This is a genomic window from Pseudomonas sp. BR20, assembly GCF_050780135.1.
In the GTDB taxonomy this organism is placed as follows: domain Bacteria; phylum Pseudomonadota; class Gammaproteobacteria; order Pseudomonadales; family Pseudomonadaceae; genus Aquipseudomonas.
This window is the reverse complement of sequence record NZ_CP172012.1, coordinates 2,354,989-2,370,726: the sequence shown is the minus strand read 5'-3', so window position 1 is coordinate 2,370,726 and position 15,738 is coordinate 2,354,989. Positions and strand designations below refer to the sequence as shown.

General features: G+C 59.3%; 13 protein-coding genes. 5 read left to right on the top strand and 8 right to left on the bottom strand.

Annotated features, from left to right (window positions below; genetic code table 11):
- The first annotated feature begins 21 nt into the window (after nucleotides 1–21).
- The 4 genes from ACHPFG_RS10870 to codA all read left to right on the top strand — a co-directional run bounded on the left by ACHPFG_RS10870 (nucleotide 22) and on the right by codA (nucleotide 4,563).
- On the top strand, nucleotides 22–645 hold the full coding sequence (locus tag ACHPFG_RS10870) for an NUDIX hydrolase (RefSeq protein ID WP_431702364.1): 624 nt from the start codon (nucleotides 22–24) through the stop codon (nucleotides 643–645).
- A 190-nt stretch (nucleotides 646–835) separates the two neighbouring features.
- Entirely contained in the window at nucleotides 836–2,098 is a 1,263-nt protein-coding gene (gene codB, locus ACHPFG_RS10865) for a cytosine permease (protein ID WP_131700021.1), read from the top strand.
- Complete coding sequence (locus ACHPFG_RS10860) at nucleotides 2,095–3,300, top strand: PucR family transcriptional regulator (protein WP_431702363.1); 1,206 nt, start codon at nucleotides 2,095–2,097, stop codon at nucleotides 3,298–3,300. The genes codB and ACHPFG_RS10860 overlap by 4 nt, the downstream gene beginning before the upstream one ends.
- 27 nt (nucleotides 3,301–3,327) lie before the next feature.
- Nucleotides 3,328–4,563, top strand: coding sequence for a cytosine deaminase (gene codA, locus ACHPFG_RS10855; RefSeq protein ID WP_431702362.1), 1,236 nt, complete (start codon nucleotides 3,328–3,330; stop codon nucleotides 4,561–4,563).
- Between the two features lie 9 nt (nucleotides 4,564–4,572).
- Here codA and ACHPFG_RS10850 read toward each other — a convergent pair whose 3' ends face one another.
- The 5 genes from ACHPFG_RS10850 to ACHPFG_RS10830 form a co-directional block, all read right to left on the bottom strand.
- The gene (locus ACHPFG_RS10850) at nucleotides 4,573–6,723 is read right to left on the bottom strand and encodes a lipase family protein (protein ID WP_431702361.1); all 2,151 of its coding nucleotides are present in this window, start codon (nucleotides 6,721–6,723) and stop codon (nucleotides 4,573–4,575) included.
- A gap of 12 nt (nucleotides 6,724–6,735) precedes the next feature.
- Complete coding sequence (locus tag ACHPFG_RS10845; RefSeq protein ID WP_339453185.1) at nucleotides 6,736–7,518, bottom strand: hypothetical protein; 783 nt, start codon at nucleotides 7,516–7,518, stop codon at nucleotides 6,736–6,738.
- Nucleotides 7,511–8,347 carry a DUF4123 domain-containing protein gene (locus ACHPFG_RS10840; protein ID WP_431702360.1) on the bottom strand — a complete coding sequence of 279 codons (837 nt, stop codon included), beginning with the start codon at nucleotides 8,345–8,347 and terminating at the stop codon, nucleotides 7,511–7,513. The genes ACHPFG_RS10845 and ACHPFG_RS10840 overlap by 8 nt, the downstream gene beginning before the upstream one ends.
- The gene (locus ACHPFG_RS10835) at nucleotides 8,347–10,365 is read right to left on the bottom strand and encodes a type VI secretion system tip protein VgrG (protein ID WP_431702359.1); all 2,019 of its coding nucleotides are present in this window, start codon (nucleotides 10,363–10,365) and stop codon (nucleotides 8,347–8,349) included. Before ACHPFG_RS10835 ends, ACHPFG_RS10840 begins: the two co-directional genes overlap by 1 nt.
- 312 nt (nucleotides 10,366–10,677) lie before the next feature.
- Entirely contained in the window at nucleotides 10,678–11,664 is a 987-nt protein-coding gene (locus tag ACHPFG_RS10830) for a diaminopimelate epimerase (protein WP_431702358.1), read from the bottom strand.
- Nucleotides 11,665–12,008: 344 nt separating this feature from the next.
- Between ACHPFG_RS10830 and ACHPFG_RS10825 the strand changes: the two genes are divergently transcribed.
- A complete protein-coding gene (locus tag ACHPFG_RS10825) occupies nucleotides 12,009–13,160 on the top strand; it encodes an MFS transporter (RefSeq protein ID WP_431702357.1) in 1,152 nt (383 codons plus the stop codon).
- A 58-nt stretch (nucleotides 13,161–13,218) separates the two neighbouring features.
- Here ACHPFG_RS10825 and ACHPFG_RS10820 read toward each other — a convergent pair whose 3' ends face one another.
- From ACHPFG_RS10820 to ACHPFG_RS10810, 3 genes are all read right to left on the bottom strand, one after another.
- Nucleotides 13,219–14,124, bottom strand: coding sequence for a hypothetical protein (locus ACHPFG_RS10820; RefSeq protein WP_431702356.1), 906 nt, complete (start codon nucleotides 14,122–14,124; stop codon nucleotides 13,219–13,221).
- Nucleotides 14,125–14,295: 171 nt separating this feature from the next.
- Nucleotides 14,296–14,613 carry a type III secretion protein gene (locus ACHPFG_RS10815; RefSeq protein WP_339453195.1) on the bottom strand — a complete coding sequence of 106 codons (318 nt, stop codon included), beginning with the start codon at nucleotides 14,611–14,613 and terminating at the stop codon, nucleotides 14,296–14,298.
- Nucleotides 14,614–14,754: 141 nt separating this feature from the next.
- Nucleotides 14,755–15,732: a type III secretion effector protein gene (locus tag ACHPFG_RS10810; protein ID WP_431702355.1), complete on the bottom strand. Its 978-nt coding sequence runs from the start codon at nucleotides 15,730–15,732 to the stop codon at nucleotides 14,755–14,757.
- Nucleotides 15,733–15,738: the final 6 nt, after the last annotated feature.

The following is a 15,738-nucleotide window of genomic DNA, read 5'->3' as shown; positions in this document are numbered from 1 at the left end:
TTCGCCACCGAGGAGATGTCCATGGAAACTACCTGGCTGGCCCAAGCCAAACGCTTGCAAGCATTGGCTTCCACGGGGCTGCACTTTTGCACCGATGATTTCGAGCGCGAACGCCTGGAAGAAATCGCCGAGATTGCCCACAGCATGCTGGCGCAGCTGGGCAACGTGCCACTGGAGCGCATCACCGGGCTGGTTTCGGATTTCGCCCAGCGCTATTCGACGCCGATGATCGACGTGCGTGGCGCGGTGATCGAGGGTGAGCGCATTCTGCTGGTGCGCGAGGCCACTGACGGCTGCTGGGCGCTGCCCGGTGGTTATGCCGATATCGGTTTGTCGGCGGCGGAAAACATCATCAAGGAAATTCGCGAGGAAGCCGGGCTGAGCGTTACTGCGCGGGCACTGTACAGCGTCACCCACAAGGCCAAGGGGTTGTATCGGCCGGATGTGCGGGATTTCTACAAGTTGTATTTCCTGTGTGAACGGGTGGATCAACTGGCGCCGGTGGCCGGGATTGAGACCACCGAGGTGGGCTTTTTTACCCTCGACGACCTGCCGCCGCTGTCCAGGGGGCGCACCATCGAAAGTGATCTGGAGGCGGCGTTTGCCTTTCATCGCGGCGAGACCACGCAGACGTTGTTCGACTGATCCAATTTGTACCACTGCTGCACCGCTTTCGTGCCCGATTGGGCACAGCGAACACGCCTACCTGCGTTTCCCCCCTATTTGGCTATAAATACTGTGCACAGTGCACAGCGTCGACCGTGCGCCTGTCACTGCCGCTGATTTGGCACGCCCGGTGCAATAGGCCTGCGTCACTCATTCAGGGAGCACGGACATGACGCAGCAAGAACCGGGTAACGATTACCCCTTAAGCGAAGTCCCCATGCATGCGCGCAAGGGCCTGGCGTCGACCGCCATGGTGCTGTTGGGCTTTACCTTTTTTACCGCAACCATGTTTGCCGGCGGCAAGCTCGGGGTGGCGTTCAGTTTCACCGAGATGCTCGGCGTGGTGGCCTTGGGTAACCTGCTGCTGGGTATCTACGCCGCAGGCCTGGGTTACATCGCGTTCAAGAGCGGGCTGAACTCGGTGTTGATGGGCCGCTTCTGCTTTGGCGAGGTGGGCAGCAAGCTCAGTGACTTGATCCTCGGTTTCACCCAGATCGGCTGGTACGCCTGGGGCACCGCCACGGCCGCCGTGGTGCTCGGCAAGTATTTCGAGCTGAGCCAGGGCAGCGTGCTGGCGTTGATGGTGCTGTTCGGCCTGGTGTTTTGCGCCACGGCCTACGTGGGCTATCGCGGGCTGGAGATTCTTTCCTACATCGCGGTGCCGGCCATGGGCCTGTTGCTGTTGCTGTCGATGTGGGTCGCCACGGTGAAAGTCGGCGGGCTGGATGGGCTGCTGGCGGTGGTGCCGACCGGCGAGCTGGATGTGTCCACGGCGATCACCCTGGTGTTCGGCACGTTTGTCAGCGGCGCCACCCAGGCCACCAACTGGACGCGGTTTTCCCGCTCGGCCAAGGTCGCGGTGCTGGCCAGCCTGATCGGGTTCTTTATCGGCAATGGTTTGATGGTGCTGATCGGCGCCTATGGCGCCATCGTCTACCAACAGCCCGATGTGGTCGAAGTGTTGCTGCTGCAAGGCTTCGCCATGGCGGCAATGGCCATGTTGCTGCTCAATATCTGGAGCACCCAGGACAACACCATCTACAACTTCGCCGTGGCCGGTTGCAACCTGCTGCGCACCAAACGCCGCAAAACCGTGACGTTGGCGGGTGCGGTGATCGGCACCTTGCTGGCGTTGCTGGGCATGTACGACATGCTGGTGCCGTACCTGATCCTGCTGGGTACGGTGATTCCGCCGATTGGCGGGGTGATCATGGCGGACTTCTTCTACCGCTGGCGCGGCCACTACCCGCGCCTGGCGGATGCACGCCTGCCGGCCTTCAACTGGGCCGGGCTGGTGGCGTATGCGGTGGGTACCGTGCTGGCGTTCAACTCGCCGTGGGTCGCGCCGTTGGTGGGCATCGCTGCCGCGTCGCTGACTTACGTCGTACTCACCGCCGTGCTGCGTGTACCTTTGGCTGATGCCCGGGCATGAGCCTGACGATTGCGGATGTACTGGCGTTGCCGGGCCTGGAATCCATGCGCCTGCGCGCCGGCGCTGCCGCCCTGGATAACGTCGTGCGTTGGCCTTATGTGGCGGAAAACAGCGGGATCGCCGAGTGGGTCCTGGGCGGTGAATTGGTGTTCGTCACCGGCATCAATCACCCTCGGGATGAGACCAACCTCCTGCAACTGCTGGACGAAGCCTGCCAGCGCCAAGTGGCCGGGCTGGTGATCCTGACGGGAGCGGCGTATATCCAGGCGATTCCCCAGCGCTTGCTCGACGCCGCCGAAGCCGCCGGCATGCCGCTGATCGAGCAGCCCTACTCGCTGAAAATGGTGCTGGTGACCCAGGCGATTGGTTCGGCGCTGATCCAGTCCGAGCAACTGGGGCGCTCGCGGCACGACGTGCTGGAGCGCTTGCTGACCGGGGATTATCAATCCCTGGATTTGCTGATGCATCGGGCCGTGCAATTGAACATGTCACTGGCCGGGCATTGGCAGGTCGCCCAACTGCAAGTGGAAGGCAGTGAGCTGCTGTTTGCCCAAGGCGACGCGGCACAGGTGGAGGCGCAGCTGGCGCGGCAACACGACGCTATCAGTCGACGCTTGCGTCAGTTATCGGCGGTGCTGCCGGTACTGGGTCGCGCCGGGCAATGGACCCTGCTGCTGCCAGCACCGGACGCCGTCACGGCGTTGGCCAACCGCCAACAATTGGCCAACTGGCTGAACCCGCTTAACCTGCGCCTGGCGCCGCTGAAATTGTTTATCGGCCTGAGTGCCGCTTCACACCCACCCGCGCACCTGGCCCAGGCGCAGGACGAAGCACGCCAGGCATTGACGGCGGCACGACGGTTCAGCGAACGTGCCGGGCTGTGCGTGTATGACGAACTGGGCGTGCTCAAGCTGCTCAGCGGCGTGCGTGATCGCGCCCTGCTCGACCAATTCCTCAATGAACGCCTGGGCCCGCTGCTGCGTCACGACCTGCACCACGGGCCCAGCCTGATGCCGACCCTGGAAGCCTGGTTTCACGAGAATGGTAACCTTGTGGCTGCCGCCCAACGCCTGGCCGTACACCGCAATACCCTGACACACCGTGTCCAGCGCATCGAAGCCCTGTGTGGACTGACGCTGGATAACGCTTATGACCGCCTGGACATCGGCATCGCCCTGATGATCTGGCGGCTGTCTGCCTGATTGTTTTTAGCCAAGAGGAACTTGCCCATGCACATCATCAACGCCCGCCTGCGCAACCGTGAAGGCCTGCATGATCTGCACCTGGAACACCGCCGGATCGCCAGCATCACCCCACAAACAACAGCACCGTTAATGGCGGCCGATGACCTGGATGCGGCCGGCAACCTGGTGATACCGCCCTTCGTCGAACCGCATATTCACCTCGATGCCACCCTCACCGCCGGCGAACCGCGCTGGAACATGAGCGGCACCCTGTTCGAAGGCATCGAGTGCTGGGGCGAACGCAAGGCCACCATCACCGAGGAAGACACCAGGACCCGCGCCAAAAAAACCATCCAGGCCCTCGCCGCCCACGGCATCCAGCATGTACGCACCCATGTCGATGTCACCGACCCCGACCTCACGGCGCTCAAGGCCATGCTGCAAGTGCGCGAAGAAAGCACGCACCTGATCGACCTGCAAATCGTCGCCTTTCCCCAGGAAGGCATCGAGTCGTACCGCAACGGCCGCGAGCTGATGGAAGAAGCCATTCGCCTCGGCGCTGATGTGATCGGCGGCATCCCCCACTTTGAATACACCCGCGACCAAGGCGTGAGTTCAGTCAAGTTCCTGATGGACCTGGCCGAGCGCACCGGCTGCCTGGTGGATGTGCACTGCGACGAAACCGACGACCCGCATTCACGCTTCCTCGAAGTGCTCGCCGAAGAAGCCCGTAGCCGCGACATGGGCGCCCGCGTCACCGCCAGCCACACCACGGCCATGGGCTCCTACGACAATGCCTACTGCGCCAAACTCTTCCGCCTGCTGGGGCACTCCGGGATCAGCTTCGTCTCTTGCCCCACCGAAAGCATCCACCTGCAGGGCCGCTTCGACAGCTTCCCGAAACGCCGCGGCGTCACCCGGGTCAACGAGCTGCTGGAGGCCGGCATGAACGTATGCTTTGGCCAGGACTCCATCGTCGATCCCTGGTACCCGCTGGGCAACGGCAACATCCTGCGCGTGCTGGAAGCCGGTTTGCACATCTGCCATATGCTCGGCTACCGCAACCTGCAAAGCGCCCTCGACCTGGTGACCGACAACAGCGCCAAGGCCATGGCCCTGGGTGACCGTTACGGCCTTGAGGCCGGGCGCCCGGCCAACCTGTTGATCCTCTCAGCCGACAGCGACTACGAGGTGATTCGCAGCCAAGGGCTACCGCTGTACTCGATTCGCCACGGCAAGGTGCTGATGAAACGCCAGCCGGCGCAGGTGGAGTTTGTATAAGCACGCCGATCACACGATTGAGTCGAGATCCAGCGGTTGTGCCCTCCCCAGCTCACTCTGCGCAGCGGGAGGGATGCTGGCGACCTGAGGCAACTCCTGGTTTTCACGATGGCGAAGCCAGCGCTTGAGACTGGGTTGCAAGTTGGAGGAGTGGCTATGGCTGCCATACACATCACGCGCTTCAAGACGACGCCAGCGCAGGGTTTGCAGGCGTTCGCGACTGGTGTGCAGGCGGTCGATCTCGGCGTTCAGCGGCTCATGGTATTCATAGGCACGGTCGTTGGCCGGGCGCTGTCGAGTCAGTTCACGCCGCTTGTCTTGCAGTTGTTTGCGCATGGTCGCAAGGGCATGGTCGAGCAGTTCAAACTCCCTTTGGGTCACCAGAGGACCGTTGCTATCCACAGCTTGTTGCCAGCGACGCAACGTCGCCCAGGCGGCCGGGATGTAGCTGGCAGTCATGAAATGCTGTTTGTATTGCACCAACTGCTTGATCAGGCCTTCGCGATCGGGCATGTCACCGCGCGTTTGCCATGCTCGGTTGCGGCCGGCTTCTTCAATGGACTCGCAGCCCGGCTTCCACAGCACGGACGAATGCGTACCGTCCGGGAGCATGATCGGCATGAAGTGCTGTTGATCGCCGTGGTGTTGGTAGGGGTTACCGCCAATACGCACCAGGCCGGCGGCGAACAACAGGCCCCCGGCCGTGGGGGCGCTGAATAGCGTGACGGCACCGGGGATCCAGAGTTTGGCGGTGGTGTTCATCCAAGGGGCCGGGACGCTGGGGACCGGGTCGTTGTGGTTGACGATGCGGTGGTGAACCAACGTGGAGGCGCCGGTGTTGAACTCAGAGTCGGCGGCGCGGGGGGCGCCGTAGGTGTAGAGGAGGATGTTGTAGTGCGCGTCGGAAATTCGGCGCAGCCCCTCAGCCAAGAGCAACGCGATGGCGCCGCCAAGGCTATGACCACATATAACTATTCGTTGCCCGACATGAAACTGGTCGAGGTATCGCAACACGAAGTTACGCACTGCTCGGTACGCCTGATAAAAACCCTCGTGCGCCTTGCCTACGCCATCGATGAAGGGCACTTGATGGGCGTTGGCATCTCGCAATCCATCAGATGGGCTGGCGGTGCCACGCACCGCTATCAGGATGACCTCATCGTGGTGGGTTATGAAAGCCTGGGTATCAGTACCGCCTTTTTCGTCATCGAAGAAGTGCAAACCCGCCGGGTGTTCCTGTTTTTCCTCCAACTCCGGACGATTTTGCGGATACAGCCCAGGATCGAAGGGCAGAATTTCAAAACGCCGTGAGTAAGGGACATCCTCATAAAGCGGATAAAAACGTCGCACTTGCTCCGGATCAACTCGCCAGGCCTGGTGAAACCCAGATAGTTGTTCAGCAAACAAATTTCCAACACTGGGATCCAGTGGAAAGCGCACTTGATCAAATGGTTTGTCTGGGGGCTCCTGGCCAAAATCGCAGTAACTCAACGCCGCAAACAGTGCCAGTTGATACAGATTCAAGGCACAGAAGCGGTCTTCCGTGGAGAGCATTGGACGCAGGGCTCGCAGTGGACGTACTTCGAGAACGGTGTGATTGCTCGGGAACAACACCACCCCTGATAAGGAGGGTTGGGAAGGACCGAACCCCAGATCGGCCATCATTTTTAGTGCGTGGCGTTTGGGGCGGTAAGCAGTGGGTGTCACGGCAGGTAGATGGGAGCCCTGACGAACCAAGTCGCTCACTTCAACCTGATAAAAGTGGTCGGCTTTCTGCCGCGCAGAATTGCTCTCGGTTTGCTCACCGCTGGATGTTGAAAATTTCGTTTGTTCAGCTCTGACCTGAAGGTCGGTGATGGGTAACGGATACTTTTCTCGCCTCTGCAATGTCGAATAGTAGCTCCCCAACTCCTGATACATAGCATCGAAAACCAACACTACAGGACCACGGCAGTGCCCCTCTAATCGTACAAAACCATCTCCATTCAAACGGCCCGCGTATCGCTGCCCCACACTGTCAAAAATTTCATACTTGAGCCCTCCATAAGCTTTCCCGTCACCGTACTCGTCCACTAGACAAAAACTCAGCCAGTCTCCACGCACCGTACAGGCGGGCATTTTTTCGTTAAAAAACGGTTTTTTCCATTGTTCCATCGTCATGCTTGAACATCCTTATTCACTGCAACTTGGATATATGTCACATACACGCCCATCGGGCATTTTGAAGGATTTGAAATCTGTAGTGTTCCCCCCACAAAACGCGTACTGGTCCTCAAAACTTTTGCCTCGACAGCGTTTCCATCCTTGAGGAAAACGAACCCAGTTATCGCCCATATAAGGTCGCTCCTCACTCATGAGGCTCAGCTTTATCAATACTTTTTTCCCGCCCAATTCATCTCGCGAAAAAACACCGCGCGAGTGAGCTTTATATTTTTGCCCTGTAGCACCCAGCGAATTACAGTTCAGAACCTTTCTGATCGCATGTATCGGCCCCACAGTTCGAAACAACCACTGACATTGCCAAGACAGTTCCTGAACTCCCGACTCAGGCATTCCTGGCCTATCCCCCTCCAGACGATCCCGAATGGAAATCCCCCCCATATCCCCCCCAACATCCGAATCCCGCGTTCCCCACTTCGCGTAAAAATCAAACTCCACACTGCGTAATACCAGCGGACACCCCTGTACCGTTTCACTCAGCGGCAACTCATAACTCGCCCGACTTGCCACCGGCTTGTACTCGGTAAAAAAGACCTTCCGCTCCGGCCTCTTGCCTCTGCGCCTTGGCAAGGTGCAGGTCTCGCCCGTTGCGGGCCCGTAGTTGGCGGCAGTTTTAAGTTCAAATTCCGCAGGTAAATCCACCTCCAACGTAAAGCGATCAACCGGCTTCATCGCACACCCCGAAAGTCCCGCCATTGCCAGCGCAAGCAACACGCCCCATACACGCTTACTCATCCTTGTTCTCCAACATGTGCCACTGCTGCTTAACTCGTTCAAAGTGATCCTGCGGTGTTTCTCCAACCATCGGCTGCCACCGAATCACGCTGCTACGGGTGGCCTCTTCCAACCGTCGCACGACCAGGAACTCCAGGTGTTCCGGGCTACTCCATTGCCAGGCGCGAGCCTGCTCAAGGACCTGGGTCAGCCAGACTCTTGGATCATGAAATTCAACCAATGCCGCCAGGTCTTCACTGTGCTCAGCCAGCAGGTAACGCAGGATATTGGCGTGCAGGATGGCGCTGGCATTCGGGTTGGGCGTGTTCAACCAAGGGGCTGGCTCGGGCACCGGATAGTCACCGGGAGCAGGGTTGTCGCCACAGTGCCAACTGCCTTCATGCCAGTAGCACACACTGATCAGTGGGCCGAGGAATGCTGGCCATTGCTCAAGACCCAGATGGCTGAGTGCACGCGCCAACGTACGATTGTCGTGAAGGCGGTACAGCGTCCGGTTATTCTCCGGTCCGACCAGCAGCCGGTCGCGCCAATGCCGGGACATGTCCGTCAGGTCCGCGTTTGGCAAACTGCCCAACCACCCCCAATTCATCTCAGGTTCCTGCAGAAGATCGAGCAATGCGGGCTCCCCTACTTGATCCAGCAACAGGATCACGGGGCCGGCCGTGGCCATTTCCGCCAGTGGGGTTTGTGCGTAGAGGCGGCAGTACGCCGGAAAACCACGTGCCGCCAACAGTGGCTGGCAAGCTGCGTTACTACCCTCAAGCATCAGGCACAGCCTGTACCCCGCCTGCTGCTGTTGGTTCATCCATCGGTGTGGAAGGTTTTCCATCAGGCTGCCCTCCCGCCGACAGTGCAGAGGCCTTCGCGGCAGCACTCGCATACAGGGCAGAAGTCCGCATCCAGTTGTCTGGCCAAGTGCATGATGGCGCCCTGTGTGGCAGAGATTTTCGGGTTCTCGGCAACCAGCAGGGAGTTCGCCGACCCGGTCGCGGACGGGGTGCCACCGAGGGTGATGGGCCGACTGCTGAAAATGCCGCCTGCCTGGATCACCAGGTGCTCCCCGCCGGCCTTGAAGCTCAGTTGTACGCCCGCGTCGATCACCAGGCCGGCACCCGCTTTGAGATGCACCTGTTGCCCGGCTTCAATCACCAGGGTCTGCCCGACATAGGTCTGGCTATCGCCTTGCACGTCCAGATGGTCGCTGGCTTTGAGCACAACCTTGCGGTCACCGATGACGTGACGATGCTCCTCGCTTTCCAGGCGAACCGTGCTTAACCCTCGGATGATTTCATGCCGCTCACCGGCCACTTCCAGGCGACTGTCATGCCCCACCTGTTGCTCCAGGTCCCGCTGAGCCCGAAGGTAGATGAGTTCCTTGCCACGGTGGTCTTCCAGGTGCAATTCGTTGCCGCCGCCTCCGCCCGGGGTGCTGCGACTGCGCAAGATGCTGCGGGTCTTGTGTTGCGGCAAGGAATAGGTCGGCATGTGCAATGCATTGGGCAGGCAACCGTTGATCAACGGCTGGTCCGGGTCGCCCTCAAGGAACGTCACCAGCACTTCCATGCCCACCCGCGGGATCATCGTTGCGCCAAACCCGTCTCCGGCCCAACCAGATGCCACCCGCACCCAACAACTGCTTTTGTCATCGCTCTTGTCCAGTCGGTCCCAGTGAAACCGTACCTTCACCCGACCGTATGCATCGCAATGCACCTCCTCACCGGCAGGCCCGGTCACCGTTGCGGTCTGGGTGCCGTGGATGGTCGCCTTGGGGTGCTTGAGAGGGGGTCGATACGGTGCGCTCCAGGGTGTCGCAGTGAAACGGTTGCGATACCCCTGGAATCCATCCACCTCACCTGCCGCGTCCTCCAGCACCTGCGGTTGATAACCCTCGTGACGGACCGAAGTGATCAACCATAAATCATTGCAGGCCGGATCCGGATGGTCGCGCAGCTCAAGAAAATACCCACTGCGCAGCACCGCCTGGTCGCTCTTGCCCAACGCTCGATATCGGCCGATCTGAAGGCGCTCCAACCCCCTGCGAGCCAGGCGCGCACCCCGTGCATGGCCGGTAAACCCAGCCGGGTAGTGGTAGTCCTCAAGAGGTTGCGCTGAGGCAGAACCCGCGGTGTCTTGCAGGCATAAGGACGGATGCTCGAAGTCATGATCACGACGCACCGTTTGCTGGCTGCGGGTAGCCAGGCGTACGTCGAAACGCTGGATAACTCGCGTTTCGGCCAGCGGCCCGCCGGCAGGCGAATAACGCTGTGCAGGCAGGCGGCGAAATACGGTCTGGTCGTCGCCAAACACCAGCACATGCTGGTTCTCGCTGTGACGGAAGTGGTAATGAATGCCCTCCTCTTCACACAGCCGCTGGATGAAATGCAGGTCGGTTTCCGCGTATTGCACGCAGAACGTACGCGGTGGGTAGACCACCGGCCCCAGTTCAAAGGCATAGCGGTCGGCCAGGATGCCGTGGTGTTCGAGGACTGCCGCGATGATCTGCGGAACGCTGCGCTGCTGGAAAATCCGCTGGTCGCGTCGATGGGCAAGGTAGGCGAGATGCGGCGCCAACGTCAGGTGATAGCGGGTGAGCCGCCGCCCGGGGTCATCGCGGCCAATCGCGTAAATCTGCCCGTTCAGGCCTTCATTGGCGTCGCCAAAAGCCAGGTAGGCGGGCTGGTGGAGCAGTGACTCCAGATCCAGTGAAGGGTTTTCGCTGACCACCTGCACCTGGATGAAAAATGGCTGATCAAGCACCTCCTGGCCTTTGAACGCCAGTACTTGAAAGTCAGTCTTTATGCCTGGAAGGATTAATTTGAAACGTGACGAAACAAACGCGTTAACCATCCGTTGTTACCCGCCAATATCGATATTTATTACCAGACTGAAATACTTCCCCCGCCAAACAGTGAATAAGTTGCCGAGAAAAAGCGCCTGAACACCTTGAAGCTTAGCGATCTCAGGAAAAAATCGGCCCCAAAAAAAATAAAAAAGAAGTTTCGTACAACTGAGATTGAAGTGTCTTTTACAAAATAACAAACCGAGCCAACGTGCCACTTCTTAAAGCATAAGAAATGCCCTACACCAACTTTTATCTAATCAATTAATTAATAGCGAAACAGCTGACACCCACTCAGGGCGTCAACTGTTCAAAAGACTTCATGTCTGAGGCCGTGCAGTCCCGAACAGACTGACGCTCAGCAGCGTATCGACCTGGGTACGCAAGCGTACTGGCGCAGTGCCGCCCGGCATCACCACCGCGACATCATCGCCCTCAACCCAACCCGCTCGCCACGCCGCACATGCCACGGCACTGGCGCTGGTGCCGGAGGACGCCGTGGGGCCCTCTCCCCGCTCGAACACCCGGGCAACAACACGGTTGCCGGATTGCCTGGCGACCCATTGCAAATTGACTCCGGCCAAACATGGCTCGCCGCTTCCTGCCTGGGGGGCGAAGGCAATCGCCTGCAACGGTTCGAACAGCGCCGGCTGTTGCATCAGCAGATTGTCCGGCAAGGCTGACACGTGTTCGACCAAGGTCACACAATGAGGATTGCCCACACGCACAAACTGACTGTATGCCCACTGTGGGTTGATCGCCGCCAACGCCTTCACATGGCTCAGTTCAATGCCGCCCAGGAACACCTGCTCCACCCCTTGCGCACCCACGGCCGACGGCCCGAATCCGGGCAAACCCAATGCCAGCCAGAATCCAGAGCGGTGTTCATAGACAGCAGGCTCGACCCGAGTCACCACCGGCGACACCACGTCAGGCTTGTCATGGTGCACGCGCAAATCACAGGCCTCGGTCATCAAGCCTTGGTCAGTAAGCGCCTGGGCGAAAATCGTCAACCCATTGCCACTGCGCTCGGCCAGGGAGCCGTCGGTGTTCACGATCAACAGGTCAAACGGCGGCTCGGCCTGGAACGGCCCAACCAGCAAGCCATCACAGCGGTGGGCCTTGGCATTGGCTGGGCGCGGCGTTGAGCCCCACTCGCATTCGGAGCTTATGGCCGACGCAGTCCAGGCCTCGCGAGTCCTCGCGGCCTGCGCCGCGCTGCTGGGCACCTCGATGCCCTGCTGTCGTAAAAACGCCGGGCTGGCGACCCCGTAAATGTTGCCCCGTGCGTCATAGAACTGGGTCATGGCGCCACTTGCCTTGCAATCTTCATCGATGCGTCCGCTCGGTTGTCTACAGGATTGGGCGAGCAGCGTATTACACAACGCAGGGTGTGTGGGAGGCGGTCCGGAAGGTGGTAATCCACCGTGAGAAACCCGGGGTTCACCGGTTCCCACAGGAATTACACACCTTCCGGAACGCCTCCTGCAAAGACACCCCATGTGTGGTTGCCAACGCCTGTAACGTTCCCGAATTGTAAAAAAAATCATCGGCGCTTATCTCGAGGGGAACCCGGCTCGCCCCCCAAGGCCTGATGTGCAAGGATGTCGCGCCGGACATCGTTCGTTGAACGCTAAACCAAGGATTTTTCATGACTGCCATCCCCACCTCTGCGCCCGTGGTTCCCGGGCGTCTGGAGCAAATGTCGACCCGCATCGCTTTCTTCATCGCCGGCTTCGGTATCGCCGCCTGGGCTCCCTTGGTGCCCTATGCCAAGGCGCGCGCAGACTTGAGTGAAGGCACGCTGGGTCTGTTGCTGTTGTGCCTGGGGGTGGGCTCGATCATCGCCATGCCGGCGGCGGGCGCATTGGCGTCGCGCTTTGGCTGCCGACGGGTGCTGACGGCCGGTACGATCATGATCTGCCTGGCCTTGCCGATGCTGGCCACGGTCAGTTCGATTCCGTTGCTGATGGCCGGTTTGTTCCTGTTCGGTGCCGGCCTGGGCACAGTGGATTCCACGGTCAACTTGCAGGCGGTGATTGTCGAACGAGCCAGCGGAAAAACCATGATGTCGGGGTTTCACGGATTGTTCAGCCTGGGGGGGATTGTCGGCGCGGCGGGTGTCGCCGGGCTCCTGGGGCTGGGCCTGTCGCCACTGCAGGCGACCTTGGTGGTGATCGCTGTCATGGTGGTGGCGCTGCTCAAGGCCGGCCCACACCTGTTGCCTTATGGCAGTGAAAGCTCAGGGCCTGCCTTTGCGGTTCCCCATGGCGTGGTGCTGTTTATCGGCTGCCTGTGTTTTATTGTGTTTTTGGCCGAAGGCGCGGTGCTCGATTGGAGCGCGGTGTTCCTCAGCGCCGAGCGCGACCTGGATGAAGCCTACGCCGGGCTGGGCTACGCGGCGTTCGCCTTGACCATGACGGCGGGGCGATTGACCGGTGATGCCATCGTACGGCGCCTGGGCGCTACCTGGGTAATCGTGGCCGGTGGCTCGCTGGCTGCGGCCGGTATCTTCCTCGCCACGCTATCACCCGCCTGGGAAATGGCGCTGTTGGGCTACGCCCTCGTAGGGGCCGGCTGCTCAAATATTGTTCCGGTGCTTTACACCGCCGTCGGCAAGCAAAACGTCATGCCGGAACACATTGCCGTACCGGCCATTACCACCCTCGGGTATGCCGGCATTCTGACCGGGCCTGCCGTAATCGGGTTCATTGCCCATGGCAGCAGCCTGGCAACCGCCTTCCTGTTGATCGGGGTACTGCTGGTAGCGGTGGCGGTCAGCGGAAAAGTACTGCGGGTATGAACGAAGAAAAACATGAGCCTCTTGAGTCTTTCAAGAAGCTCATGCACGCCTGAGCGATTTATCTCCCCTTCTCTTCCTTATCGTTTTTCAACCAGCGATCAATGCTGTAGTTCTTCAACCAGCCATCGTCGTTGTGGCTGCCGAAAATGTTGGTTCCGTTAGCCTTGGTGCTGTCCAGCGAAGCCAACAGCCCGGGTCGTTCGACCAGATTCTTGGCCATGTATACCTGCTGCTCGCTGTATTTCTTCTTGGGGAACCCTGTGGCCATATCCCGCACAACCTGACCATTTTTGTCTGTTTCGTCAGGATCCTTGCTCATCTCGATAATCGTCTCTTTCTTCACATACCGGTGCTTCTCGAAAAAAAAGGTGCGGTCTTCCGACGTGTCCCGCAAGTCATCAAACATGCCCCTGAACGCCTGGACGACCTGTGCGTCGGTTTTCGCATGGTAGGGGTCGGCGCTCTGAGTGTTGGGATTGGTATTGCCAATCATCAAACTGGCGGCTTTTTCGAGGCTGTCCGGGGTGATTTCATTGCCCTTGCCAACAATCGACTCGCCCAGTCGTGGGCGATTGAGTATCTCCCGGGCAAGCATGATCGTACGTTCGGGGACCTTGCTCTCGCCAGGTTTCGCGTTGGCTATGTTCGTCAATGATTTCAGGGTCAGGCGGCCATCTTCCTTGAAATCACCCAGCATAGGAAAGACGTTGTTCAGTTGAGTCGCCAGCAGGTGGTCGTCCGAACTGACATAGGGGTTCCCCACATTCGACATGCCCCCGTAGAGGTTTTGACCGTCGAAATGCCGCTGGGCACCGTTCGCGAACTTACTATCGAATGAAGGCTGCTGCGTGGGGAGCGATTTGCCCAGCGCGCGTGCATCTACCCCGTATCGGGCATGGCCGTTCCCCGTCGCTGTATTCAACCCAGGCGGGACACCCCCTGGATTATTGATCATGAAAGACATAGTTCATCTCCAGCATAGTTAGATTCCGTGGACCGGCCCCTGGTTGTTCGATCGTCAAAAACGCCTCGAAATCAACAACCAGCGATTAAGTGGTTCTCGGAAAACAGTGGTTCCGGAGAGAGGCCAAATGGACTCCAGTAAAATTTGAGTGTTTGTAACCGCACGGCAGCATCAACCTAGTTTCTGCTTGCGCCACCAAGCGGTCAGGCCATTGAGCAGGCCGGCGTTTTTCGGCGCAGTCGTATCGTCATGGGCGCTTTTTTCCTCCACCCGCATGCCCCGGAAAAAGTCACCCGCAACGGGTGCCTGGAATTTGTGCTGGCCGACAAAAGCCTTCATCCGCTGGGCTTCGGCCGCATGTACATTCGAAGGGGCAAAGGTATCGCGCGATGCGGCATCCCTCTCCAACAGCGTGGTGTCCTCTGCATGGGGGTTGCGAAAAAGCTCTTGGCAGCTGGGCTGGGATGAACGAAACGAGGTTGAAGTCATTGGTTAGCCCTCACTCAGAATCTGAAAACCGCCGGAGTTGATTGGTGCCGGTGGATAAAGTCTGTGTGGCGAATTGGCGTAAACAGTTCCTGAAAGGATGGATGCAGGCGCCGCATCCGATTCGCGGCGCCTGGGTGTCGCTCAGCGAGCCAGAAAGTAAAGCCCAGCCCAACTGATCTTATGGTCACCCGGCCTGCTGAGCAGGTCATCCATCTGCCTCAGTACATCACTGCGCTTTAGAATTTCCTGGGACAACTGGATCAGGTGATCCCTGGGAGAGTCACCCGTCAGGTTTTCGGCAGCCAGCTTTCTCAGGTCGTTGACGTTCAGTTCTCGGTTCCAGGGGCTGCCTTTCAACTCGTTGAAATGCTCGAGCATCTCACCGGCCAATTCCTTGTCAGTCTTGTATTTGAAGTAGTTTTGTCCGTAGATAACTGCGTTCACATTATTCCGGTCGATCAGACCATCGAGCGCACCGGTAGAGGTGTGCCGGTCAAGCGCACTCATCAGTTCCGGACGTCGCAGCAGTTCTTTGGCCAGGCGAATGTTCTCGTTGACGCTGGGAAACGGAGACCAACCTTTATTCGCCATCGCTCGAATGCTGTCGGCGCTGATATACCCAGGGTTCCTGGGGTCCCTGAAGGCATTGAAGTTGTCACGCAACTGCATTGCCAAGTCTTCATTGTTCTTGAGGGAGTACTGCGGGTCAGGCATGCCTGGCAAGGTAGGGAATGGGCGTGGCGGTGGGTTGCTGATGACAGGCATGGGTCGGGGTGGAGGATTGCTCCAACCTGGATGGTGCGGTGGTCGCCCCCAACCCAACCATGGGTTCATCCAATGCCTGATCTGATCCAGTAAACCCGACTGCGCAGAAGCGCTTTTTTGATGGGCCGCTGGATCTGCAACACTATTACGCGCTGTCACCTGCGATTGACCGCCGAACACTGGCCCGGCCGCGCTTTCCCGGGACTGGAAGCTGACGTTTGCAGCGTTTTGACCGCTGAAGGATGGTGCGACCGGTGCCGCACGGCCGTTGTTTGCCGCAGGGCTGGATTTGACCTGCGAAGAATCAGGGTTTGATGAGGTGGGTACGGGTGTATCGAGCATCGATACCGACATAAGTTT